Source organism: Rhizorhabdus sp. P4_G5, from assembly GCF_056401065.1.
The window spans coordinates 175,451-200,226 of sequence record NZ_JBFUKB010000002.1; the positions used below are offsets into that span (position 1 = coordinate 175,451).

The 24,776-nt window shown below is 61.4% G+C and carries 20 protein-coding genes; 12 read left to right on the forward strand and 8 right to left on the reverse strand.

Features of this window, described 5'->3' with window-relative positions; translation table 11 throughout:
- The first annotated feature begins 853 nt into the window (after positions 1-853).
- Complete coding sequence (locus AC1DQK_RS03115; RefSeq protein ID WP_477867303.1) at positions 854-1,375, forward strand: hypothetical protein; 522 nt, start codon at positions 854-856, stop codon at positions 1,373-1,375.
- 351 nt (positions 1,376-1,726) lie between these two features.
- Complete coding sequence (locus AC1DQK_RS03120) at positions 1,727-2,362, forward strand: response regulator transcription factor (RefSeq protein ID WP_477867305.1); 636 nt, start codon at positions 1,727-1,729, stop codon at positions 2,360-2,362.
- Positions 2,363-2,379: 17 nt separating this feature from the next.
- On the opposite strand, the gene AC1DQK_RS03125 is transcribed toward AC1DQK_RS03120, so the two are convergent.
- Both AC1DQK_RS03125 and AC1DQK_RS03130 read right to left on the reverse strand, forming a co-directional pair.
- Entirely contained in the window at positions 2,380-2,559 is a 180-nt protein-coding gene (locus AC1DQK_RS03125; RefSeq protein ID WP_477867307.1) for a hypothetical protein, read from the reverse strand.
- 438 nt (positions 2,560-2,997) lie between these two features.
- Entirely contained in the window at positions 2,998-3,135 is a 138-nt protein-coding gene (locus AC1DQK_RS03130) for a hypothetical protein (protein ID WP_477867743.1), read from the reverse strand.
- On the opposite strand from AC1DQK_RS03130, the gene AC1DQK_RS03135 reads away from it, so the two are divergent.
- Together AC1DQK_RS03135 and AC1DQK_RS03140 are read left to right on the forward strand one after the other, a co-directional pair.
- Positions 3,071-3,814 carry a Crp/Fnr family transcriptional regulator gene (locus AC1DQK_RS03135; RefSeq protein WP_477867309.1) on the forward strand — a complete coding sequence of 248 codons (744 nt, stop codon included), beginning with the start codon at positions 3,071-3,073 and terminating at the stop codon, positions 3,812-3,814. The two genes, AC1DQK_RS03130 and AC1DQK_RS03135, sit on opposite strands and share 65 nt — an antisense overlap.
- Before the next feature lie 186 nt (positions 3,815-4,000).
- On the forward strand, positions 4,001-8,530 hold the full coding sequence (locus AC1DQK_RS03140) for a beta strand repeat-containing protein (RefSeq protein WP_477867311.1): 4,530 nt from the start codon (positions 4,001-4,003) through the stop codon (positions 8,528-8,530).
- Between the two features lie 75 nt (positions 8,531-8,605).
- On the opposite strand, the gene AC1DQK_RS03145 is transcribed toward AC1DQK_RS03140, so the two are convergent.
- Genes AC1DQK_RS03145 through xrtV form a run of 3 tightly spaced genes read right to left on the reverse strand, consistent with a single transcriptional unit; the run spans position 8,606 to position 11,227 of the window.
- Positions 8,606-9,427, reverse strand: a complete 822-nt coding sequence (locus AC1DQK_RS03145) for a SurA N-terminal domain-containing protein (protein WP_477867313.1) — start codon at positions 9,425-9,427, stop codon at positions 8,606-8,608.
- Positions 9,428-9,470: 43 nt separating this feature from the next.
- Positions 9,471-10,169, reverse strand: coding sequence for an exosortase-associated protein EpsI, V-type (epsI, locus tag AC1DQK_RS03150; protein WP_477867315.1), 699 nt, complete (start codon positions 10,167-10,169; stop codon positions 9,471-9,473).
- Positions 10,166-11,227 (reverse strand): exosortase V, encoded by a 1,062-nt coding sequence (gene xrtV / locus AC1DQK_RS03155; RefSeq protein WP_477867317.1) that lies wholly within the window; start codon positions 11,225-11,227, stop codon positions 10,166-10,168. Before xrtV ends, epsI begins: the two co-directional genes overlap by 4 nt.
- A gap of 78 nt (positions 11,228-11,305) precedes the next feature.
- On the opposite strand from xrtV, the gene AC1DQK_RS03160 reads away from it, so the two are divergent.
- The 5 genes from AC1DQK_RS03160 to AC1DQK_RS03180 all read left to right on the forward strand — a co-directional run bounded on the left by AC1DQK_RS03160 (position 11,306) and on the right by AC1DQK_RS03180 (position 18,586).
- Complete coding sequence (locus AC1DQK_RS03160; RefSeq protein ID WP_477867319.1) at positions 11,306-12,532, forward strand: outer membrane beta-barrel protein; 1,227 nt, start codon at positions 11,306-11,308, stop codon at positions 12,530-12,532.
- A 395-nt stretch (positions 12,533-12,927) separates the two neighbouring features.
- On the forward strand, positions 12,928-14,982 hold the full coding sequence (locus AC1DQK_RS03165) for a GumC family protein (RefSeq protein ID WP_477867727.1): 2,055 nt from the start codon (positions 12,928-12,930) through the stop codon (positions 14,980-14,982).
- The gene (locus tag AC1DQK_RS03170; protein ID WP_477867321.1) at positions 14,979-16,106 is read left to right on the forward strand and encodes a glycosyltransferase; all 1,128 of its coding nucleotides are present in this window, start codon (positions 14,979-14,981) and stop codon (positions 16,104-16,106) included. The genes AC1DQK_RS03165 and AC1DQK_RS03170 overlap by 4 nt, the downstream gene beginning before the upstream one ends.
- A 42-nt stretch (positions 16,107-16,148) precedes the next feature.
- Entirely contained in the window at positions 16,149-17,588 is a 1,440-nt protein-coding gene (locus AC1DQK_RS03175) for a glycoside hydrolase (protein WP_477867323.1), read from the forward strand.
- Positions 17,589-17,671: 83 nt separating this feature from the next.
- Positions 17,672-18,586 carry an endonuclease/exonuclease/phosphatase family protein gene (locus AC1DQK_RS03180; RefSeq protein ID WP_477867325.1) on the forward strand — a complete coding sequence of 305 codons (915 nt, stop codon included), beginning with the start codon at positions 17,672-17,674 and terminating at the stop codon, positions 18,584-18,586.
- Here AC1DQK_RS03180 and AC1DQK_RS03185 read toward each other — a convergent pair.
- The 3 genes from AC1DQK_RS03185 to AC1DQK_RS03195 form a co-directional block, all read right to left on the reverse strand.
- Positions 18,502-19,761: a glycosyltransferase family 4 protein gene (locus AC1DQK_RS03185; protein ID WP_477867327.1), complete on the reverse strand. Its 1,260-nt coding sequence runs from the start codon at positions 19,759-19,761 to the stop codon at positions 18,502-18,504. The two genes, AC1DQK_RS03180 and AC1DQK_RS03185, sit on opposite strands and share 85 nt — an antisense overlap.
- A 74-nt stretch (positions 19,762-19,835) precedes the next feature.
- The gene (locus tag AC1DQK_RS03190; RefSeq protein ID WP_477867329.1) at positions 19,836-21,110 is read right to left on the reverse strand and encodes a lipopolysaccharide biosynthesis protein; all 1,275 of its coding nucleotides are present in this window, start codon (positions 21,108-21,110) and stop codon (positions 19,836-19,838) included.
- An 87-nt stretch (positions 21,111-21,197) separates the two neighbouring features.
- Complete coding sequence (locus AC1DQK_RS03195; RefSeq protein ID WP_477867331.1) at positions 21,198-21,479, reverse strand: hypothetical protein; 282 nt, start codon at positions 21,477-21,479, stop codon at positions 21,198-21,200.
- Between the two features lie 137 nt (positions 21,480-21,616).
- Between AC1DQK_RS03195 and AC1DQK_RS03200 the strand changes: the two genes are divergently transcribed.
- The 3 genes from AC1DQK_RS03200 to AC1DQK_RS03210 all read left to right on the forward strand — a co-directional run bounded on the left by AC1DQK_RS03200 (position 21,617) and on the right by AC1DQK_RS03210 (position 24,552).
- A complete protein-coding gene (locus tag AC1DQK_RS03200) occupies positions 21,617-22,186 on the forward strand; it encodes a polysaccharide biosynthesis/export family protein (RefSeq protein WP_477867333.1) in 570 nt (189 codons plus the stop codon).
- An 835-nt stretch (positions 22,187-23,021) separates the two neighbouring features.
- Entirely contained in the window at positions 23,022-23,741 is a 720-nt protein-coding gene (locus AC1DQK_RS03205; RefSeq protein ID WP_477867335.1) for a sugar transferase, read from the forward strand.
- Positions 23,742-24,024: 283 nt separating this feature from the next.
- A complete protein-coding gene (locus AC1DQK_RS03210; RefSeq protein WP_477867337.1) occupies positions 24,025-24,552 on the forward strand; it encodes an FxDxF family PEP-CTERM protein in 528 nt (175 codons plus the stop codon).
- The last annotated feature ends 224 nt before the right edge of the window (positions 24,553-24,776 follow it).

Consider the following 24,776-nt stretch of genomic DNA (forward strand, 5'->3'; position numbering starts at 1 on the left):
TTACCTAAACTCAACACGACACGTACCCCCTCGAACGGCACCCCCCCGGCGCATCTCTCCGTCCTCTAAAGGTAGAAGCGGAAGTTTTCGAAGTTGTAATCAATCCGCATAGAAAAATACGGTAGGTGTTATACTTATATCTAATGCCGCGCCGTAGTCAGCCGCCAACGGCTCAGCGCAAATTTGGCCGCCACCCTTCTTTTTTCCGCTTTCGCCGTCTTGGTCTCAGCCGTCTTCGCATAAAGGGATATGGTAACGCCCGGTTGGCCCTGGGTGACCGCGGCAACATGCCGACTGCTGCAAAATAGCGCCGGGTACAAGCCGGCGGCATTTTTGCGATCGGGTCATTGCAGGCCCGTGAACAGCCAATGCTGACGCCCTCGCACCGACATGATGTGCCAACTGGTCGTCTGAAATGGCGGGATAGAGAAGCGGCGTGCCGCTCTTGAACCCCGCGATCTGTTAGTCCTCCGCTGAACCACCATCAGGCCAACAGAGCCTTCAGCGCCGGAAGGAAATGAGAGCGGGCTGGGCGGGAATACGCGCGAGCAGGTCGGTGCGCTCGGCGATCAAGAGCAGAATCGACGCGTCCGAGACGCCATCACCACATTGGTGGCGCGGCGCAGGGCGTAGCCGGGCAAGTCGCACAGCGCATCGTCCGGCGACGATCGGGTAACGGCAGGTTGCGTCAAGACGACTCCATCCACGGCCCCTCCTGCCAGCAGCCCGTTCGGTCGCTTCGTGGCAATAATGATGTAAGCCGAAGGCTCCCTCTGTGAATTCTCTGACTTAGTGCATCAAGGAACAAAATCTGGAAAGCACACATCTTACTTAGCACACGCTTACCCACACGATGATCTCCAAGATCAACTGGATAGGAATGCATAGCATGACTATGACAATCCGCCCATGCCTGCTCCTTGTGCTTGGCATCATTGCAATACAACCGGCCCGGCCGGCTCCAATCCTTACCGCGCTGGGCAATCCTGACAACCCTCAGTTCGTCAATCCTTCCGAAGATGTCCCTCCGGCGATCCTCGGTTTCGTCACCGGCCTCTCATGCGAAGCTTCCGCCGCAGGCCCCGTTCTCCATTGGTCAGCCGCCCCGCGGGGAAAAGGTGGCCGGCCGTCGAACGATTTCCTGCTGATATTCTCCGACAATGGCGGGAAAGCCTCCTACATCGTCATACCGGGTACTGAGCGCAGCTATGCCTATCCCTGGAAAAGCAAGGGCAAGCGGGCTGCGCTGCCCATTTACCTCTACAAGACCATAGCCATCGATGGAAAATATGCGTTCGTCCCGCACGGCACATCCGCGACCTATCTTCGAAGCAACAATGTTGCGTCATGCGAACTCAGCTCGCCCGCGGACTAGCCTCGATGGCAGGGCCTCGGAATTGGCGGGCCAGCGATGCTCCAATGCGCCTGACGGAACCGAACGGAGGAGACGAAAGCTTTAGCCTCGGCAGACCGTCGCTGGTCGAACAATGTCTCGCAAAGCGGATAAACGACCATCATTTGGCAAGCCTCTCCGCGACGGCAATTTCCAATATGGCCGCAGAGGACTCACCGCTCATCATGCGCAGCCGGATCACCTGAATTGACGAACGAGGGCGACAATCGCTCGAGCCGGCCCATGCCACCGCGACTCGTCCTTGCGCCATCGCAAGCGAATTCGATATCGCGATCGGTGCCCGGGGATGCGGTGCACGGCGCTCCAGTAAGCGTGGTGATCCTGAGCAATTCCGAACTGCGGGCAGCCGGTCTCGAACAGATACTGAGCGGTGCCGGATTGGTAGTGGGGTCGCACGTGCATGCCCCCGCCGGACCTATTCCAGCGGACAGCGATGCCGATGAACATGTGTTTGTTTTGGATGCGCCGGTCGACCAGCAAGGGCTCGCCACCATAACCAACCTCCGGCAACTCCACAGTTCGGCACATATCGCGCTGTTGTGCGACCACTGCGACCGCCACCATCTGCGACTCGCCTTCATGGCCGGCGTGGATGCCGTGCTATCGTGGAGTTCGAGTCCCGCCGCTCTCGTCTCGATGCTGCGGCTCATCGCCGCTGGCGAGAGGTTCATCCCCTCCCCGCTGGTCACAGAACTCGTAGAAGCTTTCGGCTCGCGCGAAGGACAGGCTGCGGGAATTCGCCACGGGGCGCCTTTGGAGCGTGAGTTCGCCATATTACGATGCCTGGCGGACGGCTGCTCGAACAAGGAAATCGCTGTACGCCTGGGAATAGGCATCGCGACCGTCCGCCTTCACGTCCGGACGCTCCTGCGCAAACTTGGGAGCCTAAACCGCACGCAAGCCGCGATCTGGGCTATTTCTCATGGATTTGGGAGCCGGACGAGCTAGCTGGTCCGGGTCCTAGCTCATTGCCACACGGGCAGGCGCAGTTCGACTTCCCTGGCAAGCACCGCAAATCCTTCCGCGCGAAGTTCATCCGCCCAAAGCTTGGCTTGCAGCACTGACGTCATGCCACACGCAACAGCGTTCAGCACCTCGTTCGCCTCTTGGCTACCCAAAACCGACATTGGAACCTGCTGGATCACTGGCACTACCCCCCCGAGTTAGGCTGCCTCAGAATATACCGAAATCGCTGCACGTCCATTACCCCCATGAAGCTGCCCGAAACTCAAAATAGGTAGAGCGGCCCAGGGGCGCGCCGCACGTGGCGATCCTGACAGTCGAGTCAGCGCAATAGCTTGACGAGAGCAACACAAAATCGAGCAGTTGCAGACCGGTCGCGCGAAAAATCCGATGGATTGAAAAACTGGCGCCCACCGCCCATCTGAATCGGCGCGATCGACGCTGAAGCGGCTAGCTACGACCTGCGACAGCGTGAGTCGTGGTCGAGCCGGATTAACCGCCACCGCGCAATTCCGAGAGCACGTGTGATGATCTGGTTAGTTCCTCCACCATAAGCATTACGCTGTAATTTCAGAAGAATATCACAGGTGAACCATGCACAAACGATGTCATGCGGTTCATCAATCATGATGCGCGGCAATATTGTGAACACAGGCGCTTGAGAACTTCACCCGCTCCACGACGGAGTTACAAGTGCCCATCAACCGGTATAAATCGATCAGGCTGTTTTCGAGGCTCAGCCGAAATGCGCCGCTCACGATCGCGGACCATTCCCAGCTAGCGGCGATCCCTTGCCAATTCCGCACGATCGAGCGTTCGGCCTTCCTTCAGCGCGAGGGACAAAGCGTAACGCATTTCGCCCTGATCGAAGACGGTTTGGCTTGCCGCCAGAAGTTCACCAGCGCGGGCGACCGACAGATCGTCGCTTTCCAGATGAGCGGCGATTTCCTGAACCTGCAAAATCTCTTTCTCAGCATCTCGGAGGACAATGTTCAGGCGATGACGCGGATCCGGATCATGGAGTTCCCCATGGCAGCGCTGCGGCGCCTGGTGTTGACCAACGCCTCGATCGGAAGGGCGATATGGATCGAGGCACTCGTCGACGCAGCGATCTGCCATGAGTGGATTCTGAACATCGGCCGCAGAAACGCCCGCGCCCGCCTTGCCCATCTGCTGTGTGAGCTGGATACACGCCTAAGCATCTCCGGCGTCGAGGACGGAGATCGGCGCCAGTTGTCGATCACACTGGAGCAGTTCGCCGACGCGCTCGGCCTGACATCTGTGCACATCAGCCGCGTGCTCAAATGGCTGACCGAACAAGGCGTGATCGAGCGCACCAAACGACGCATATCGGTCAGCAAGATCGCCGAACTGCGGCAGATCGGCGATTTCAGCGACAGTTACCTGCGCGTCGATCAGCACCAGTCGACGTCGTGAACATCCTGTCGTGACGCGGGCATTGCCTGGGCACTCCGCGGATCGCCCGAAAGGCTTAGCGCGATCCCTCACATGATATGGGCGAGGCTCGGAATGGCACATCCGCGGCAGGACGTCCTGCTCTAAAACGGCAGAAACCAGCGAATACAGCCGGAATCGATCAACCTGTTTACGACTGGGAAGCCAATGGCCAATGGAGCTTATGCGAGTGCGGGAAGCGAGTTCCTCGCAAACTCGACGACGTCCGGCGTTCAGAATGATGCGACGATCACCGCCCTGGCTACGGGTGGCTTCGTCGTCAGCTGGACAGACAGCAGCGGTATCGGCGGCGACAGCAGCGGGTCGGGGATCAAGGCCCGGCTGTATGACGCCAACGGCGGTGCGCTCGGCGGCGAGTTCCTCGTCAACACCACCACGGCAAATGCGCAGGACCAGGCCTCGGTAGCGGTGCTGGGTTCAGGCGGCTTCGTGGTCACCTGGACAGATGCGAGCGCCGTGGGCCCCGATCCCGACCGTCTCGGCGTCAAGGCTCAGATGTTCGATGCGAACGGCGGGAAGATTGGATCGGAATTCCTGGTCAACAGCACGACCCGGCTCAACCAGAACAGCTCGGTTGTCACCGGGCTCGCATCGGGCGGCTTCGTCATTACTTGGGTCGATGCCAGCGCGACTGCGCCCGATGCAACCGGCACCGGTGTGCGCGCCCAGATTTACAACGAGCTCGGGTTGAAAGTGGGCGGCGAGTTCCTCGTCAATACCACGATCGCGAGCAGCCAGCAGGCGCCCGTCATCACCGGGCTCGCCTCGGGCGGATTCGTGGCGAGCTGGGTGGACAGCAGCGGATTGGGCGGCGACCCGACAGCGCCCAGCATCAAGGCCCAGGTCTTCACCGCCAGCGGTGCGAAGTCGGGCTCCGAGTTCCTGGTCAACAGCACAACGGCGGCGACGCAGGACCAGCCGACCATCACCTCGCTCTCCAACGGCGGTTTCGTCATCGTGTGGCGCGATACCAGCCTCCAGGGGGACACCAGCGGCTCCGGGTTGAAGGCGCAGGTCTTCGCCGCGAGCGGTGCGAAGGTCGGGACGGAATTCCAGGTCAACACGACGGAGTTCAACGCGCAGGACCAGCCTACCGTCACCGGCATCGCCGGCGGCGGCTTCGCGGTCAGCTGGCGCGACAACAGCCTGCTCGCCTCCGATGCCAGCGGCTTCGGCGTGAAGACGCAGGTCTTTGACGATCTTGGCCACAAGGTCGGCGCCGAAATCCAGGTCAACTCCACCACCCTCGGGACACAGGAACTGCCAAGCATCGCTTCGCTCGCATCCGGCGCGCTGGTCATCGGGTGGACCGACCGCAGCGGGCTCGACGGAGACCCCGACGGGGGAATCAAGATGCAGATCCTTACCCCCACAACGGGCGCGATCAGCAACATCAGCCTGTCCAACAACATCGTCTCCGAGGCGGCGGTCGAGAACACGACCTTTGCCAGCCTCTCTGCCAATGGCGCCAGCAATGCGCTCTACAGCTATGAGATCGTCGACGATTCCACGGGCGGCGCATTCGCCATCCAGGGCAACCGGCTGGTCGTGCAGGACAGTCTCGCGCTCGACTATGAAAGCGCCTCCAGCGCTACGCTGACCGTCAGGGCAACCGACGGCTTCGGGAACAGCTTCAACAAGGTGTTTGGTCTGTCCGTCACCGACTCCATCGTCGAGAATCGCTATGGCGGCGGATCCGAGCTGCTGGCCAATACAAGCATCGCCAACAACCAGCAGTTCGCGTCGGTCACGGCCATCGCCAACGATCATTATGTCATCACCTGGACCGACGGAAGCGGCCAGGGCGATACCAGCGTGACCGGGATCAAGGGCCGGATCGTCGATGCCGATGGCAATCCGATCGGCGGCGAATTCCTGGTCAATACGCAGACGCTGAACGGCCAGGACAGTTCCGCGGTGGCGGGCCTCACATCGGGCGGCTTCGTCGTGACCTGGACCGACAATAGTGCGGTTGGCGGCGATACCTCGAGCAGCGGCATCAAGGCGCAGGTCTTCGATGCCAACGGCAGCGCCACGGGCGGGGAGTTCCTGATCAACACGTCGACGTTGAATGCACAGAAGACGCCGGTGGTTGCCGGGCTTGCATCCGGCGGCTTTGTCGTGACCTGGGCGGATGCCAGCGGACAGGGGGGCGACAGCAGCGTCAGCAGCGTGAAGGCGCAGCTCTACAACGCGGCGGGCAATGCCGTGGGCTCCGAATTCCTGGTCAACACGAACACCGCCAACGCGCAGGATACGCCGGTTGTCGCCGCGCTGACGGCCGGCGGCTTCGTGGTCAGCTGGCGCGACAGCAGCCTGATCGGCGGCGACACCAGCAAGGATGCCGTGAAGGCGCAACTCTTCGATGCGGCTGGCGCGAAGGTCGGCGGTGAGTTCCTCGTCAACAGCCTGACGCAGGGCAACCAGCAACAGGAAAGCATCACCGCGCTGAGCACCGGCGGTTTCGTGGTCAGCTGGGCCGATGCCAGCCAGCGCGGCGGCGATCCCGACAATTACGGCATCGCCTTCCAGATCTATGACGCGTCCGGATCCCCGCTCGGCGGCCAGTCTCTAGCGAATACGACGACGGCGGGAGCCCAGCTGGCCCCGGCCGTGTCGGCGCTGGCAGACGGCGGCTTCATCATCAGCTGGGCCGATTATGGCGGCAGCGGCCCGGAGGTCGGCACTGCCGGGATCAAAGCACAGATATTTACCGGCGGCGGCGTCAAGATCGGCGGCGAGTTCATCGTCAACGGCCAGCTACCCGGGGTCCAGGCCGATCCCACGGTGGCCGCCGCGGGCAATGGCGGCTTCGCGGTCGCATGGACGGACTATGGCGGGCTTGGCGGCGACGATCTCGGCACGTCGGTCAAGTACAAGATATTCGATCCGCTTGCGGTGCAGGGCGGCCCGCCGCCCCTCATCGCCACTGCGGATGTCTTGGCGGGCACCGAGGACCAGCCATCCGTCTTCCAGATATCCGCGCTGCTGGCCAACGATACCGACAGCTACGGACTACCGATATCCATCAGCGGCGTGACGGCCGTCTCGGGCGGTTCGGTGGTGCTCGACGGCAATGGCGGCATCCTGTTCACGCCCTTTGCAAACTTCAACGGCGCAGCGCTGTTCACCTATGCAGCGGGCGACAGCGCCGGCAACAGCGCCACGGGTCATGTCACGATCAACGTCGCCGCGGTCAACGATGCGCCGACCGCGTTCAACGATGCCGTCAACGTGTCCGAGGATGGCGGCACTATCCCAGGCGGCGTGTTGCTCGCCAACGACAAAGATCCCGACGCCGGCGACAAGCTCACTATCCAGCCCCTGCCGCCGACGACGTCGGCGGGCGCCAACCTCAGCCTGGCCAACGGTGTGATCACCTATTCCCCGGGCGCGCTGTTCCAGCAGCTTGCCGCAGGGCAAACGGCAACAGACAGCTTCTCCTATTCGGTCGCCGATCAGGGCGGCATCACATCGAGCGCGACCGTATCGCTTACCATCATGGGCGCCAACGACGCGCCGACCAACCTCAGTCTGTCGAATGCTCAGGTAAACGAAAACGCCGCGGCCGGGACCGTAGTCGGGACGCTATCCGGCCTTGATGTCGACCAGGGCGACACGTTGAGCTTCAGCCTGACCAACAGCGCAGGCGGACGGTTCATCGTCAACCCGACGACAGGGGTCATCTCCGTCGCAAGCGGTGCGGTGCTCGACTATGAGGCGACGCCGACCCAGTCGATTGTCGGACGCGCCACCGATGCCGCCGGGCTGTTCGCCGAGACGACCTTTACGATCGCCCTGAACAACCTGCCAGAACCCAAGAGCTGGACGGGCGACAACGGCGTCAACGTCTTCACGGCACCCACTAACGACTTGTGGACGATCAACGGTCTCGGCGGCAACGACGTGCTGACAGGCAATGCCAGCGCCGACACCATCTTGGGTGGCGCTGGCAACGATACGCTGGATGGCACAGCAGGTGCCGACTCGCTTGTCGGAGGTATTGGCAACGATAGCTATTATGTCGACAACATTGGCGACAAGGTTGTCGAGAATGTCGGCGAAGGCACCGACACCGTCAACACGTCGGTCGATTTCACCCTCGATCCCAACATCGAGAATCTGAACCAGACAGGTTCGGCGAACCTCTCGATGACCGGCAACGACCTCGCCAACATCGTCAATGGCAATTCCGGCGCAAACGTCATGCATGGCGGCCTCGGCGGCGATTTGCTTACCGGCAATGACGGGAACGACCTGTTATGGGGAGAGGAGGGCGGCGATTTCCTGCAAGGCGGTGCCGGCGCCGACACGCTGATCGGCGGCGTGGGGGCGGATGAGCTGACCGGCGGCGCGGGCGCCGACATATTCCTGTTCGATTATCTCGGCACTTCCGCCGAGCGCGACAAGGTGAAGGACTTCGTCGCCGGGGAAGACCTGTTCCAGCTGTCCCGCACGGTGTTCACCGCCTTCTCGAACCTGCCGGCAGGCGCGATACCGGCATCAGGATTCTTCAACGGCGCCCAAGCCGTGAGCACCGACCAGCATCTCATCTACCAGCAGTCGACGGGAAATCTCTATTATGATCCCGATGGCGTCGGCGGGCTGGCTCAGATCCAGATCGGGCTGCTGAGCACCAAGCCGGTGCTGGCGGCGAGCAGTTTCATACTGATCTGAGCGACGTTCGCAGCAGGGCCGTTCCAAATGGCGATCCGGATCGAACCAGTCCACGACCATGCCGGGGAAATGCCGTCACTTTCGCGCGGGCGCCGGCGGGCCGAAGCCATTCTGATAGTCTATCTTCGCCTGCGCCTTGAGAGCGGTCAGGGTACGCTGTAGCGCTTCTTCCGCGGACTGTTTGCGCATGAGCGCCAGGCCGGCCGATTGGGCGTCGTCGCCGATCAGCGGCGCAGGAGTTCTTTTCAGGACGGTGACGATCGTCGCGATCCCGCCAGACGCCAGGCCGAAGGGCTCCTGGCCGGCAGCGAGCATTTGCGCAAGGATCGGCTGCGGCATCGAGATGGTGTCGAGTTCCCGCGTCGCCCGCTCGAACTGGATGCCGTTCTGCCGCAGGCCCGCGGTGACATCGTCAAGCGACTTCGCAGCAGCGAACCAGCCCGTGCGCAGCACTGACTCCGGCGCGCGGATCTGGTCCACGGTCAAAATCTCACGCCTTTCGAAGCGAGTGGGATTCTCCGCGACATAACGCGACACATCCAGGTCGAGCGGCGTATGCACCGACTGCGCGATCTGCTGCTGCAGCAACTGGATCGCGATGCTGTCCGACGCCTGCCGAACCGCAGCCAGATATTCCGGCGACTTGTCGATCTTGCGCTCCTTGGCCGCCTCGACCAGCAGTTCGCGGTTTATCAGCTGCGACAGCGCCTCGTTCTGGCGCTGCTTGCGTTGAGCCGCCGATGCCGACCCGCTGTCGCGGATGAGCATGTTGAGCTGCTGCCGGGTGATCTCGTCACCGTTGACGGTAGCGATGACCTGCCCTTCCGGCTTCTTCCCGCAGCCGGCCAGCAGCGCCAGGCCAGCGATCAACATCATGGTGCGGTGGGGGTTTTTCATTGCTCTCTCCCGATAACATGCTGGCATTGGCGGCGGCGGATGTTCATGCCTTCGGACCTAGCATGACTTTCAACGCGGTTGGCCCGGACATTTCCGTCAATTCCCTGGCAAACGACTTCAGCAGCGCGAGCGACCGATCCTGGTCGGGCGATATGATCGACATCCGCACGATCACTCCGTCGGGAATCGAGCCCGAGAAGTTGCTATGAACGACAGCCAGGTTTTCCTCGAGCCACGTCGTTGGAAAGGAGGTGCCGATGCGCGTCCAGTATAGCAGCTGCTCGATGCGGCTATAGGCGCTGGCGGTGAAGAAGCCGCTCGCTATGCGTTCTCCGCCACGCACGTCGACGCTGACGGTCCGCTTCGGCCCGAGCGTGAAACCGTTGGCCGGATAGCACGCCTCCGGCCGGTGAACCTGGAACAGGCCGGTCTGCCCGCTGCCATAGGCGATCAGCAGCATCAACACGACGCCCGACGGATGCTGATAGGCGCGGGTGAGCACCTGATCGTATATGCGCAGCGGGTCGGCGTCCTCCGGCGGCAATACGAAGCTGCTGGCGCGCTTCGTCGACCAGGATCCGATCGTGGCCGGGATCGATTTCTCCAGAGCGCCCTTCGGGAGCGGGTTGGTGCTGCGGTTCGGCTTCAGTGCCAGGCCGGCAGCCGATGCCGAGAGCAACAGCGCCCCGAACAGAAGCTGCCGGCGCGACGGCGAGATGCCGGCCCAGCTGTCCTGGCTCATATCGTCACGCGGTCTTGTCGGCCGCTCCGGCCACGAATGGCGCGCACGGCCGTATCGGCGGTGACGAGCGCGACCATCGCGACCACGAACATGAAGATCGCGGCAAAGTCATGGACGAACCCCTGCCCGACGGCGTCACCGAAATAATGGGTGACGAGGATCAGCACGAAAACCCTCGTGAAGTTGGCCGTCACCGCAATGGGGAAGATCAGGATCAGCAGGGGTAGCGATTCCCGCCAGCGGCCTTCGTAGCAGACATAGACGTAGAACACGCCGATAGCCGAAAGGGTTAGCAACGAATTAAGACCTGAGCAGGCTGTCGCAACGAGTATCTCATATTGGTCGATGAAGATCACGACACCTGCCTGCGCGACCTCGTATCCAAGCCTGGAGAGAATTTCGACAGCCATTGAGGATATACCCATCTTGAGCAGCCGGCTCAGGGGAAGCACGATGGTGTCGAGCTGCGGGAACATGAACACCATGTACAGCAGCGGAAACCACATCGCGCGCAACGCTGCCGCTCCGGCGTGGTAATAGAATAGGACGATGCAGGCGGCATAGGCGGACAGGCACTCGACGCCGAGCCAGCCCAGCACCCGGGCGGCGACGAACAGCAGCAGCGCCGGCACCAGCACGATCATCGTCAATGGCAGCGAACCTGGCCGTGAAAGCCCTATGATCTTGCGGCGTTCCCGGCCGATCAGCCATAGCCCGGACGCGAAGATCAGCGGCCCATGGGCGGTCTGTTCCTCGGTCCATGCGCCACGCGCAAGATCGATTATCGTCGGAATCACGAAGATCGCCAGGCTGAGCCAGAAAAACCACGCTGGTTTGACTATTCGCCAAATGCGGAGCGGACTGCGGACGGAGTCCGGGCTGCCCAGCGTGGCACCATCCTTTAAAATTGAATGATCCAAGTCCTGAACCGAGGCCTCATGTCCGTATTGCTGGTCGAGCGACCTCGACGGCTGACCAAACGCAACTTTGTCGAGAAGGATGCACGCGCCATGAAAATTTATTGGAACAATTTCGTGACTACGTTCGCTGGGCCGCATGCGTGATCGGGCAATACGCGAAAAAGGGCGAAAGCGTTCACCAAGTTCATGGGCCAAACCAGGCGGGGTCATCAGGGAATGACAAAAAATATAGTGTTCACCAGAGGGTTGATCGCCGCGGGACTTGCTCTGGCAGGAACAGCCTTGCAGGCGCAGAGCGTTGAACTTACCGACTCTCGGCCGACGACATATGATCCCTCCGGCATTGGCGCGGGAGGCTTCAGGATCTACCCCTCCGTGCAGGCCCGATTGACCTACGATGACAATATATTTCTGCGCGATAACAACGTCGTCGGTGACGGCCTGGTAACGGTCACGCCCAGCGTCGTCGCCCGATCGAACTGGACGAGCCACAGCCTGGTGATGAGCGCGTCGTCCACCGTACGGCGCTATTTTTCCAATCAGGACCAGAACAGCGAAGAATATCGGGCCACGGCCGATGGCCGGCTGGACATCTTGCAGTCGTGGAACGTCGGGGCAACGGCCGACTATGGGCATCTTGTTGAACCCCGTGGCACCGTCGGCAACGACTTCGTCACCGGCGAGCCGGTCCGCTATGATCGCTATAGCGCCGCACTCCGCACCGCCAAGTCATTCAACCGGATAGCCTTCAGCGGCGGAGTCAGCGCCGACCGTTATCGCTACCAGGACATAAAGGGCGGCGGCATATTTGTCGACCAGAGCCTGAGAGACCATGATACGCTGGTCGCGCGATTTCGGGTCGATAACCGGATCGGCGGCTCCTCTAGCGTGTTCGTCTCCACCTCGATCAACAAGATCAACTACCGCAATCTGAAGAGCCGCGATTCCAAGGGCTACACCGCGCTCGCCGGCATCAGGTTCGAAGTCACGCGCCTGCTCCACGGCGAGGCCGGGCTTGGCTATATTCATCAATCCTTCGACGACCCTCGTTTCCGGGGGTTCAGTGGCCTCAATTACAGCGCCAACCTGATCTACGAACCCACGCGACTGACCACCTTCCGCCTGAAAGCCAGCCGGCAGATCGCGGATAGCGCCATCGCCGGGGTGCCCGGCGTGCTGCAGAGCCGCGTGCGCTTGGAAGTCGAGCACGAACTGCTGAGGCGGCTGATTCTTACGGGTTACGTCGAAGGAACTCGGGAAACCTATCGCGGCATCGACCGTCGCGAACAGCGCTACTATGCCGGAGCCGGTGCGCGATATTATCTGAACCGCAACTTCGCCGTCACACTCGCATATGATCGTCAGCAGCAGAATGGGCGCGGCCTGTTCAACAACGACTATCGCGGAAATCGCATTTCCCTGTCCATTCTGGCCCAGCGCTGATCTAGCGTTCTCGCAAGGGTTCCGGTGCCAATGTGCAGAGCAGCACATTGGCACCTCGGCTTGCCTCCCAAAATGCCGCACTCGGCGCAAAAGTATATGCCGCACCGCACAAATGGCCGCTTTTATCTCACCGACCACCGAGGCGGCGAAACGAAATCGGGCAACGCACGTTGTGGCCCGGTGAGCTCCTGCGGCACGAGGGTACCCCATTGTCCACTAATATCGATCTCTACCGGGACCACGAGATAGCACGTCAAAATCTCGCACTGACAGGGAACACTGGCGAAGAAGCCGCGAAGGACAAAGTCAATTTCAACACGCTGATCGCGATATTGCGGCGGCGTAGGGCTCTGTTTTTCGGCGTCTTGCTTGGAATCGTTTCGCTGGTGGCTTTGATGACATTCCGGGCGACGCCGCTCTATTCAGCGTCGTCGCAGGTCGTCTTTGACAGCAGGCCGACGCAGGTGACACCGCTGCAGGAGCAGATCGTCCCCGACACCGGCGAGATTTCCTCACCCATCGTCGACACGCAGGTCGAGGTCATCCGCTCCAGCGAGTTGGCCAACCAGGTTGCCGACGCGCTACAGCTCGACAAGCTTCCGGCGCTTGATCCTCGCAACGCGAAGCCCGGCCGTCTCGCTTCGCTCCAGTCGTTCATCACCGGAACGCCGCCACCCTTGTCGCAGCGTGCCTATGATCCGCAGGCGCAGCGGGAATATGTTCTCCGTTTCCTGAAGGACAAACTCGAAGTCGCTCGCGCGGGAGCATCCTACGCGCTGACGATCACCTTCACGTCGACAAGTCCGGAGTTTTCGACGCTCGTCGCGAACGAATATGCGAGGCAATATTCGCTCCAGGCGCAGAAGGACAAGCGCAGGGAAAATGCGGAAGCCATCGTCTTCCTCAAGAAGCGGATGGAAGAGCTGCGCCGCCAGGCCCAGATCGACACCCGCGCCGTGCAGGATTACCGCATCGCGCATAATCTGCTGAGCACCAATGCCGCGCAGCTGACCGAGCAGAATGTCTCGGTCTACGACCAGCAACTGGCGATGTCGCGCGCCGCCGCCGCGGAAGACCGCGCCAGGCTCGCCACCGCGGAGCAGCAGCTCAGAAGCGGGTCGCGGGGCGACGATGTCGGCGCAGCGTTGCAATCACCGGTCGTATCGTCATTGCGGACGCAGCGGGCGCAGTTGGGCGCCGAGCTCGCAAACCTGCAGGCTCGATATGGCCCGCTGCACCCTGACATCATCAAACTCAAGGAGCAGGTGGCCGATCTCGACAAATCCATCCAAGGCGAGATCAGCCGTGTCATCTCCAATCTCAAGGCCAACACCAACGTGTCCAGCCAGCGCCTGTCCTCGGTGGCCGGTAGCCTCGGCGCGGCGCGGGGGACGCTGGCGAGCAGCAATCGCGCGCTGGTTGGTTTCGACGACCTCACCCGCAAGGCCGAAACATCGCAGGGACTCTACGAGGCGTACCTGAACCGCTACAAGACCGCTGCGGCGCAGGAGGGCACCGAGACCGCCGATGCCCGTGTTGTCTCCTGGGCACAGCCGCCAGACGGACCCAGCAGCCCGAACATCCCGCTCAACATGTTTTTCGCGCTTGCCCTGGGCGTTGGTGCGGGGCTGGCCGCTGCATTCGGAGGCGAACTGCTCTTCTCTGGCCTGACCACCGGGGAAGACGTCGAAAACAACCTTCACGTCCCCTATCTGGGAACGATCCCGCTGCTCGACTCCGTCGTCGACAATCCGCCTGCCCCGTTCGAGGCAGTGGCAGAGCATCCGCATTCCAGCTTCAACGCGTCGCTGCGCAGCCTGCGAACGTCGATCGAATATTCGGTAGGAGCGGTCGTCCAGGTCGTTGCCATTACGTCAGCGGTGCCGAAGGAAGGAAAAAGCACCACGGCCGCCTGCCTAGCCCGAGTTGCCGCCATCGATGGCGAAAAAGTCGTTCTGGTGGACTGCGATCCGCGGCGTCGGGCAGCCAACAAGTTGATCGCCGATCCCGCCGATGCCGGTTTGATCGAGGTGCTCCGCGGTCGCGCATCATTGAGCGACGCCCTCATCCAGCATCATGAGAGCGGGATTTGGATCCTACCGCTCAACAAGACCCCCGTCGATGGCGGCGAGATGGTCACGGGCGATGCGCTCGCCAACGTCATCAAGAAACTTCGCGAGGAGTTCACCTATATCATCATCGACACGCCGCCGGTGCTGCCGGTGGTCGATGCACGCGTGATCGCGACGCTGGCCGATGCCGTGCTGTTCATCGCGCGTTGGCGCAAGACGCCCGACCATGCGGTTCGCAATGCGCTGAAGCTGCTGCCCGCGCGCCGTATGCATCTGGCCGGCGTCGTGCTCAGCCAGGTCGATATGCGCAAGCAATCCCGCTTCGGATATGGCGACGCCACCGCCTATTATGACAGCTACAAGGAATATTACAGTTGAGCGCCGAGTTCCCACGTGAAGCCTGGCGGGCGACATGCGAAGCGCCGCGCCGCGTGGCGATCATCCATTACTGGCTGGTCGGCATGCGCGGCGGCGAACGAGTGCTCGAGCGTCTGCTGCGCCTATTTCCTCAAGCTGACATCTTCACCCACGTCTATGTGCCGAACCAGGTCTCCTCCTTGATCAGGAGCCACAAGGTTACGACCACCTTCATCAACAAGCTTCCCTGGGCCTCGAAGCTCTATCAGAAGTACCTGCCGCTGATGCCGCTCGCGCTCGAAGAGCTGGACCTGCGCGGCTATGATCTGGTGATCAGCAGCGAGTCCGGCCCTGCCAAGGGCGTAATCACCGCAAACGATGCCTTTCACCTCTGCTATTGCCACTCGCCGATGCGCTATTTGTGGGACCATTACCACGATTACCGTCACTCCGCGGGCTTCCTATCCAGGATGGCAATGCCATGGGTCTTCCATCGCCTTCGGGCGTGGGATTCCGGCTCGGCGCACGGGGTCGACACGATTCTCGCCAATTCCAACTTCATCCGGAAGCGGGTGCAGAAAGCATGGGGCCGCGATGCGCAGGTGGTATTCCCACCCGTCGACGTAGACCTGTTCAGGCCCACCACCGATCTCGAGGACCGTTATCTCTGGGTCGGCCAGATGACACCCTACAAGCGCGCGGACCTGGCGGTCGACGCCTTCAACGAATTGAAGCTTCCCCTGCTGATGGTTGGCGAAGGCGAGATGGCGGCGGAGCTAAGGCGCCGCGCCGGGCCGAACATCACGATCGTCTCCAAGCTGAACTTCGACCAGTTGCGCCTTGCCTATTCGCGGGCCAAGGCGCTCGTGTTCACGCCCGAGGAAGATTTCGGCATCGTGCCCGTCGAGGCGATGGCGTCGGGGCGCCCGGTGCTGGCCTATGGGAAGGGCGGCGCGCTCGACACCGTAGCGCCGGGACGCAGCGGTCTTTACTTCGCCGAACAGACGACCGCGTCGCTGGTGGAAGGCGTTCGGGCGATGGAGGCCTGGCTGCCGGCCTTCGATCCGGCAGCGGCCATGAGCCAGGCGCGCAAATTCTCTCCGGACAAGTTCGATGCCGGCATATTGGGGGCGCTTGCGCGGTGAGAACGGTCAAGATCGATGCCCTGCGCTCATAGGGCCTGACCGATGCTACCGACGCTCCTCGGGCTGATCCTGTTCGCCACCGGGCTGTTCCTGCTGTTCAGGAGAAGCATCGAGGCGATGGTCGCCTTCTGTTTCGCCTGCACACTGCTCGGCGGCGGTGCCGCGGCGGTGCTGCCGGCGCTCGGGGGCGCGTCCATCCCGCCGGCCTATCTTGGCCTGGCTTTCGCCATTTTGCGGATTTTCCTGCCTGGCGAACGGCGGGGGCGGCTTGTGCAGGACAGCCTGGGTGCCAACCTGTTCCTGCTGGCCTTCGCCAGCTACGGGGTCGTCTCGGCCTTCATCCTGCCGAGGCTCTTCGCCGGGGACATCAATGTCGTTCCACTGAAGCCGGTTGGCCTGCGCGGCATGTTCGGAACCACTCCCCTCGTCTTCACCTCGCAGAATATCACCGCGTCGCTGAGCCTCATCGCGACCGCGCTCTATGCCGTCGTGACATATGTCGCCTGCCGCCAGCCGCGGGGTGCGATCGTCATCGTCAAGGCTGCAACCATAGTGGCCTTTGTCCATGTCTATCTCGGCGTCAGCGCGTCGCTGCTCGCCGGCACTCCCTACTCGCTGTTTATCGATTTCTTCCGTAACGGCTCTTATTATCAATATAATCAGGGGATAGGCGGATTTGCGCGGATAACCGGCGTGTGGCCGGAGCCATCGGCCTATGCGAATTTCGGCTTCTTCTGGTTTGTATTCTCATGCGAATGCTGGCTTCGTGACGTCATGCCACGGCGTACCGGTTGCGCCGCCTTCCTGATGGGACTTGTGCTGGTCGTCTCGACCTCGTCTACCGCCTATGCCGGGCTGGCCGCCTATCTGGCTCTCTTCATGGTCCGGATGATCCTGTTCCCGAACAGCCTCAAATTTTCCAAGGCGGCGATGCTCATGGCGACGGCACTGGCAATGGTGATCGGCGTGTGCGTGCTGATCCTGTTCCACCCGTCGCTGGCGAAGACGCTCGGCGATATCCTCTACGCCCTTACGATCGAAAAGGGCGACAGCCTGTCGGGCCAGCAGCGGGCGTTCTGGGCAAAGCAGGGCGTCGACGCCTTCTTCGCATCGAAGGGGCTGGGCATCGGTGTCGGCAGCTTCCGCTCGTCCAGCCTCATCACGGCCGTTCTCGGATCGACCGGGATCATCGGCTCGGCGACTCTCATCCTGTTCCTCCTCCACGTCTTCAAGCCCGGCCGGATGTCGACCTATGTCAGCCGCAGCAACCCGGTCGAGGACGTCGGCGCCGCAGCCGGCTGGACCGTGATCATGTCGCTGTTTCCTCTCGGTGTCAGCTGGCCGACGGCTGATCCGGGCTATGTGTTCGGCATATTCTGCGGCGTCGCGCTGGCCCTTCGCGCGGCCCCTGCGCGGGTGAGATCGAACCGCGGTCTCGCGCCCCCGGCTGGCCGACCGATCGCATTCGAAGCCGCCACTTGATCGGGACAGCACGCACTGCCCTTGCAATTGCTGGTCTCTGTTCGGCAATCGCCGTCATAGGTCTGCTGGGCAGCTTCTCGGACGTGGCCGACTCGGTCAACCAGCTTTCGATGCTGTGGTGCCCCATAGGCCTGCTGGCATCGGCGTTCCTGATCCGGACCGCCAGAAAGGCTGCGCTCGCGAGCTTCGTGATGCTGGGGCTCTACGCATCGGTGATGCTGTTGCCCGAGCTGTTCACGAAGGCCGCCCTGCACCGGGAGATGGGCGGTACGGGCGACATCAAGCTCATCCAGTTCAACCTGTTCAAGAACAACAGGGATCCACAGGCCGCCGTCGATTGGCTGCTTGCGCAGGACGCGGACATCATCACGATCAGCGAAGCCTCCAACAAAGCCCGCCAGATCCTGCGCGGCCTCGAACCGGCCTATCCTTATCAGTTCAGTTGCCGAGCAACATATTTCTGCTCGACGCTGATCCTTTCGAAGCGTGCACCGATCGAGGTCGAATATCTCGGCACCGGCGATCAGGAGAATGCGAAGGGGCTGTCGGCGGTCAAGGCGACGTTCGAGGATGGGAGCGTTCCATTCTCCGTGATCTCCGTTCATTTGATGCGGCCCTGGCCTTTCAACGACCAGGGATCCGCGATCACGGCCCTACGCAAGGCGGTCCGACGATCGGAGCAGGACAGGCTGATCGTTGCGGGCGACTTCAACACGCCGCCGCACAGCTATGCCATGGAACGGCTCGATCGCGCGCTCGGCCTGCGCCGGATAACGCGGGAGATGCCGACCTGGCCTGCCTTGCTGCCGCGGAGGCACAGCTGGCCCCTGCCGTTACTGGGGCTTGATCATGTCTATGCCGGCCGCGCCTGGCGGGTGGCCTCGCTTCGTACCGGACCGTCGAGCGGCTCCGATCACCGGCCCGTTATCGCGACCTTGGCGCTGGCGCGTTCACCCGCCCCTTCGGGCAGTTCCGCGATCGAGAGCATGAAGCGATAGAGCTTCTCGGCGAGCGTCGCCGGGTGGAACGCAGTGGCCCGTTGCGCCGCATTTTCGCGCATGGTTTCCAGGCCCTGCCGGTCCTCGATCAGGCGCTCCATGGCCTTCGCCCAGGCCGGCACGTCGCCGGCTTCGACGAGCAGGCCATTATCTTCGTGATGAACGAGTTCGGGGATCCCGCCCTTGTTGCTACCCAGAATCGCCAGCCGGCAATTCAGCGCATTGATGGCAACGCCAGGCGAGTTCTCCGCCCAGATCGAAGGTATGCACAGCACATCACTGGCCACCATCCAGTTGCTGACCTCCTCCTGCGGAACCCTGCCTGTGAAATGAACCCAGCTGCGATCGCCATAGCTGTTCCGCAAGCCTGCTGCGCTTGGCCCTTCCCCGACGATCGTCAGCGAGAAATCATGGCGCTCGGCCAGCGAATCCGCCGCAGCAAGCAGGGTCTCGACTCCCTTCGTCGGGTGGATGCGCCCGACATACAGAAAGCGCACCTTCTCGGACGGTGCGGAGGTGACGGTCGGTTCCGGATAGCGGTTCGGATTGGGCGCAACCAGCGTCAGATATCTGTGCAGGGGGAAATGTGCCTCGACCGTCTCCAGGTTGGCGCTGGACGGCGAATAGAAACCCAGTCGCCTGACCTTGGCTATGAGGTGCTGCTTCCACCATGACGAAGCGACGCAGGTGGCGCAGCGCGTGCGGCATTCGCGGCCGTCCTTGAACATGCTCGAACGCAGGCAGATCACCGCCAGATCGTGAAGCGCGAACATCACGGGCAAGTCGCGTTTCGCCAAGCTGGCGAGGATGTTGAATCCAATCCCCGCGAGCAGGTGGATATTCACGAACTCGGGCTGGAACGCATCGATGACCTTCTCGACCAGGCGACGGTTTCGCGGATCGAGATGGTCCTGGAGGTGCCACAGCATCTTTTGTGGCTTGGGGCGGTCGATATGGTTCGCGGCGGCGTAGCGCCGCGGCATCCAAATCCGCCAGACCCTGAGGCCGTCCTTGTCGACGACGTCATCCTCCGCCTCGCCGGGAAGGTTGGCCGTGGTTACGACGCCGACCTCATGCCCCTGGCTCTTCAACCATCGGGCAAGATTCCAGGCGGAGATCTCCGCGCCGCCGATCACGTTGGGCGGGAAGAGAGTGGAAATGACGAGAACGCGCACCGCTCTGGCCCGGCCTCAAGAAGTGGATGGGCGATGGCTGCCCAGCGCACCAGCCCAGTTTCGGCGCGACAATATCAAGACCGCGGCCCGAGACGAGCAGGGCTCCACAGACCGGCAGCGGTCGAGCGTGCCCCTCCCAGGAACAGCACCCAGATGACTGACGAGATGCCCACGCCTGCCAGCCCGGTCAGCGAGATGGCGATCATGGTCAACAGGGTGCCGAGGACGAGAGCGGCGATGTTCAGAACCGCCACAGCCGTGTCCCGCCGTCGGCTGTAGAGGCCGACATTGAAGATATCTGACACGGGCTTCATCACCGCTGCGCACACCATCGACAAGAATAATGTAGACTGCTCCGTAAGTTGGCGGATGTCCACCATCGGCAAGATGTACAGTACCACCCCGATCATCGGCGCGGCGAGGCAGAGCCCGAATGAAGTGGCCTGCCTGACGTAACTGACCAGAACGCGGCGCCAGCGTTCTTGATCCGGATCGTCGATCGCCCTCGCCAAAGAAGGCAGAGCGATCTGCACCGTCGACACGTGAACGAGCACATAAAGGCTGTTGGTGATCGAAAAGGCGAAGGTATAGATGCCGGTCGCGGTGCTGCCCAATAGCCAATATACCACGAAGCGATCGAGGTAGGTCTGGCCGGCAAGCCCGAGATCGTTGACATATATGAGCGGGTTGGCGCGGGCTCGCTTGAGCAGCGCGCAGACGCGCGGTGCCCGCTTCCAGAATGGCGTCCCGATGCGTCGCATGAAGAAGAGGGCCGCGATCACCCCGCTGACGATGAGAGCGAGGAGCCAGGCGGCGAATATGGCCGACAGGCTGCGCAGCGCCGGAGCCGCGATCCCGAGCAGGATGACCGGCGGGATCCAGCTTGCCGAGCGGATGAACAGTAACAGGTTTGCCAGCACCGCATGCCCACGGTTGATGATCATCACGTGCATGTCGGTCGCCAACGTTTCCAGGCTGACGATAAGGCCGAGGAGCAGAGGATAGCCGCCGAGCAGAGACAGGCTCCACGCCCCCGACAGGGCCGCGCAGAGCCACACTAGCGCCAACATGGACACGCTGACGATCAGCCTGTCCCGCGCGGCCAGATGGGCTTCAGTCTGGCTCATTGCCAGGATGTCTCGGTTGAGATGATAGTTGATGCCGAGCCCCAGCAATGGAGGCATGATCCCAGCGAAGCCCACCGCCAGCCCGAACGTCCCGAGGCTTTCTATGCTGAGATATCGAAGCGCGTAGATCGAAAGAGCGAAGCGGCTTGCGAGCGCCGTCGCGCGCAAGGACATTGCCGTCACCTGGGTGACCGAAGGAAGCTGGTGTGAAAACCGCATCATGTGAAATCCGGCGCCCACGTCACGGCTCGAGGCGATCGGCACGACGGCGCCGCCACGCCCGATCCAGATCCGCGGGATCGCCTTTGTTCAGGGCTTGTGATGGTTAGGCAAGCGTTTCGGCTTGGCGTCGAGCGCGCGCGTGGCGGGCGATCGGCCTGTGTCCAATCTCTTCGATCGGCCCGATTGCGAGCGAAACAGCCCATGGCGCGCGGATCGCCCTTTCGGAGATCGCAAGACGAGCATGACCGCTGCGGCCGTAGCCGCCAGCCAAACGAGAATCGCGGCGGCAGTCCAGCTCGTTACTTCGTTGGTCCAGATAAGCAAAAGCGTCATGACAAAAGCCACGGTTACGCCGATCGTCGAGCGCATACCGACTCCGTTTTTTTGCCCCGCTTCCCTTGTAGTGACAAATTCGGAGCTTTTTGCAAGTCTCGTTGCATCCATTTCACCCCGAGGGAGTTAAGCCGCCAGCGGCTGATCCAGCTGGTCTAATGAAGGGGTGTTCTATGAACCGTCGATTGCCAACACACCTTGCGGCGCTTGCCGCCCTGATCGCTGTTTCAGGCTGCGAGACGACCGCGCCTCCCCTGGCAGTCGATGCGAGCTCGTCCCTGCAGGGCTATCGCCTCGGAGCGGGCGACCGGCTGCGCATCACGGTGTACAACGAGCCAGCGCTAACCGGCGAATTCGCACTCACCGACAGTGGCTCGCTTGCCTTCCCCTTGATCGGCGACGTGCCGGCCGATGGGAAGAGCATCGTCGAGTTGCGCGACATGCTCACCACAAAACTCGGTTCAGGCTATGTCGCCAATCCGAAGGTGAGCGTCGAAGTGGTCAACTATCGCCCCTATTATATCCTCGGGGAAGTGGGGCGCGCCGGTTCATATCCCTTCGTCGCCGGTCTCACCGTCAGTCGAGCGATCGCGATGGCGGGCGGTTATTCCACGCGCGCCAATACCAACACGGTCTTCATCAAGCGAGAAAATGATCCCGTCGAACGCTCGATCGCAATCAAGAAGACAGACGTGAAGATTCTGCCGGGCGATCTGATCCGCGTAGGCGAACGCTACTTCTGACATCTGCCCTGACACTGCCCCTGCCCGTCCGCCTGCCAGTGCGGATGGACGGCTTGGCATGCTTGATGCGCATCGCACACTAGCGCCTGCTTGCCGTGCTCCCCAGGCCGGCCACCTCGCCAATCCCATATGATGCACCAGCGAAGCGGTGGGGGTTGCTGTCGCGGAGACATGGTCGATTGCCGCCATCACAGTCGGCCGGAAATCTCCGCCGCAGACACAGCTTTTCGCGCTTCGACATGCATCATAGATCAAAGAAATGTGCGAATTCCGAACGCCTGGTTGAGCTGTCTGAGCGGCAGAAATTTGGCGGTACGGCGCGCATCGTTCCGGGATCAAAGCGCTAGATTGTTGCGGTGCGACAACGTCGAATGGGGCGAGCTGAGGGATCAATCGAGCGGAACCATTCCAAAGTATTTCCGTTAGATTGCGAGCCTTATGAAGGGAGCGTAATGAAGGGACTCCCTTCGGACCCGGCGCCTTGTGGAATTTCTCGCTGCGTGTGCGAACGCATCGGGCAACCTCAAAGCCGACAGGTCGCTGGCCTGCTGAGTGCGACGTAGAACAAATCGGGCGAAAGCCTTCGAGTCCGCAGGGATGACGAATGTCCAAGGTGGAAAAAAGGGTCGATCTCATTTGCGCGGACCTTGATCGCCGCGCCGTCGCCCGGCCAAGCCGGGAGCGACAGGGACAGTGGCATCCCGGCCAACGTGCTGGTGCTACGATGATGGGACGCTTCGAGTCAGCCGCCTTGCGACCGGTCATGCCGATCGAATCTGGCCTTCGGCTTCGCGTCGAACAAGATAATGGATATGAGCCGGTGTTATACGAGTCATTGCGTACCAAGCCCGTGGCCCAGGCCGCTGCGGAGATCGTCAGCCTGCATGCGCTCAGCGACGATGCCCGCCTCTCGCTCACCGCCGAAAAGGCACCCGCCGACAAGGCAGATGCCATCATCGTGCGGGCTCTGGATATCGTCCTGAGCGTGATGATCATGCTGTTCCTCGCGCCACTGCTGATCATGGTGGCCGCCATCATATTCTGCAGCGATCCCGGGCCGGTAATATTCGGTCATCAGCGGGTGGGAAGGAATGGCGCGAAGTTCAAATGCCTCAAGTTCAGAAGCATGGTGATGGACGCGGATGCGCGCCTTGCGGAGGTCCTGGCCAGCGATCCGGTCGCGCGCCAGGAATGGGCTCGGGATCATAAGCTCCGCAATGATCCGCGGATCACGCCTTTCGGGCGCTTCCTGCGCAAGAGCAGCATCGACGAACTGCCACAGCTGATCAACGTATTGCTCGGCGATATGAGCCTGGTGGGCCCACGTCCGATCGTGGCGGCCGAGATCGTGCGCTACGGGCGCTATTTCCACCATTATTGCCGGGTACGGCCTGGGCTGACCGGCCTCTGGCAGATCAGTGGGCGCAACGACATCTCCTATCGCCGCCGGATTGCTGCCGATGTCGCCTACTCGCGGTCGAGGACATGGCGCTTCGATGTGCAGATCCTGATGCTGACTGTACCATGCGTGCTTTTGGCCAAAGGGTCATATTGAGAAAACCGTAACGGTGCAGCCAGGTCGACCGGAAGATCAACCCCACGGGAATAGACAACCTTCTCCCCAAACCTGTTTATATTCCACATTATTGTTACGCATAGTATATAATGACAGACTGTCACTTCGACATTATGTATGAAATGTAATCGAGTTGACATTAATACATCATTTTCCCAATTCGTTATTACGAATAACTGTGGAATTGGAACATATATTAATCCATTATCGTTTTCGCGGGGGGCCTCCGAAAGGGGGTTCGCACTCAACGAAAGGTACGATTATGAAATCGATCGCATCGATTGCATTAGCGGTGGCGGCGTTTGTCGCGGCGCCCGCCTCCGCTGCTGCATATATACAATATGACAACTCTACCGCGACGTTCGGAAATACCAGCGTGACACCTGGTGCTTTCACGGATTCGATCGATCTGGGGTCGTTCGACGGCTTCATCCAAGCTGGCCAAGCATATCGGATTTCCGGTACGATCTCGACCAGTTATCAGGATGCCGGAACCCAGAACATCGACTTCAGTTCAGTATCGTTGAACGGACAAAATTTCACGCTGACCCCCGCGGGCCGGTTTGAATTCGGTTTCGTCAGCGACGTCGCTACCGGCGCTGCCAATCTCCTGACGATCAGTGGATCGGCGGGCTCCAATGCCAGCTACGCGGGCACGCTCAACATCGCGGCCGTTCCCGAAGCCGCGACGTGGGCCATGATGATCATCGGCTTCGGCTTCGTGGGCGGCGTCGTCCGCACCCGTCGTCGTACCGCTAATGCAGCCAATGATCGCCTGGCGTTCAGCTGATCACCTATTGATACCCGCCAGGCTCCTCTGGCGGGTATCTTTTTGCTTCGATTAATATCAAATGAATTATCATATATTTCCGTACTTTTTGCGTAGATAAAAGTAAGTGATCCAGTTCATGGCCGCTGTGAAACCTTGTTGACACCCGGACGTTTCAGTCAATTCGGGTAGATCCACTCACTTCGTAGGCGTTACGATATGGGTTGGAGGTTCGTCCACCGCGG

What these genes read in the sequence shown, in the direction of transcription:
- AC1DQK_RS03115 (WP_477867303.1), top strand. Translation starts at nt 854, where the DNA reads ATGATCTCCAAGATCAACTGGATAGGAATGCATAGCATGACTATGACA.
- AC1DQK_RS03190 (WP_477867329.1), bottom strand. Translation starts at nt 21,110, where the DNA reads ATGATGCGGTTTTCACACCAGCTTCCTTCGGTCACCCAGGTGACGGCA.
- AC1DQK_RS03145 (WP_477867313.1), bottom strand. Translation starts at nt 9,427, where the DNA reads ATGAAAAACCCCCACCGCACCATGATGTTGATCGCTGGCCTGGCGCTG.
- AC1DQK_RS03210 (WP_477867337.1), top strand. Translation starts at nt 24,025, where the DNA reads ATGAAATCGATCGCATCGATTGCATTAGCGGTGGCGGCGTTTGTCGCG.
- AC1DQK_RS03200 (WP_477867333.1), top strand. Translation starts at nt 21,617, where the DNA reads ATGAACCGTCGATTGCCAACACACCTTGCGGCGCTTGCCGCCCTGATC.
- AC1DQK_RS03195 (WP_477867331.1), bottom strand. Translation starts at nt 21,479, where the DNA reads ATGCGCTCGACGATCGGCGTAACCGTGGCTTTTGTCATGACGCTTTTG.
- epsI (WP_477867315.1), bottom strand. Translation starts at nt 10,169, where the DNA reads ATGAGCCAGGACAGCTGGGCCGGCATCTCGCCGTCGCGCCGGCAGCTT.
- AC1DQK_RS03165 (WP_477867727.1), top strand. Translation starts at nt 12,928, where the DNA reads ATGACATTCCGGGCGACGCCGCTCTATTCAGCGTCGTCGCAGGTCGTC.
- AC1DQK_RS03140 (WP_477867311.1), top strand. Translation starts at nt 4,001, where the DNA reads ATGGCCAATGGAGCTTATGCGAGTGCGGGAAGCGAGTTCCTCGCAAAC.
- AC1DQK_RS03160 (WP_477867319.1), top strand. Translation starts at nt 11,306, where the DNA reads ATGACAAAAAATATAGTGTTCACCAGAGGGTTGATCGCCGCGGGACTT.
- xrtV (WP_477867317.1), bottom strand. Translation starts at nt 11,227, where the DNA reads ATGCGGCCCAGCGAACGTAGTCACGAAATTGTTCCAATAAATTTTCAT.
- AC1DQK_RS03175 (WP_477867323.1), top strand. Translation starts at nt 16,149, where the DNA reads ATGCTACCGACGCTCCTCGGGCTGATCCTGTTCGCCACCGGGCTGTTC.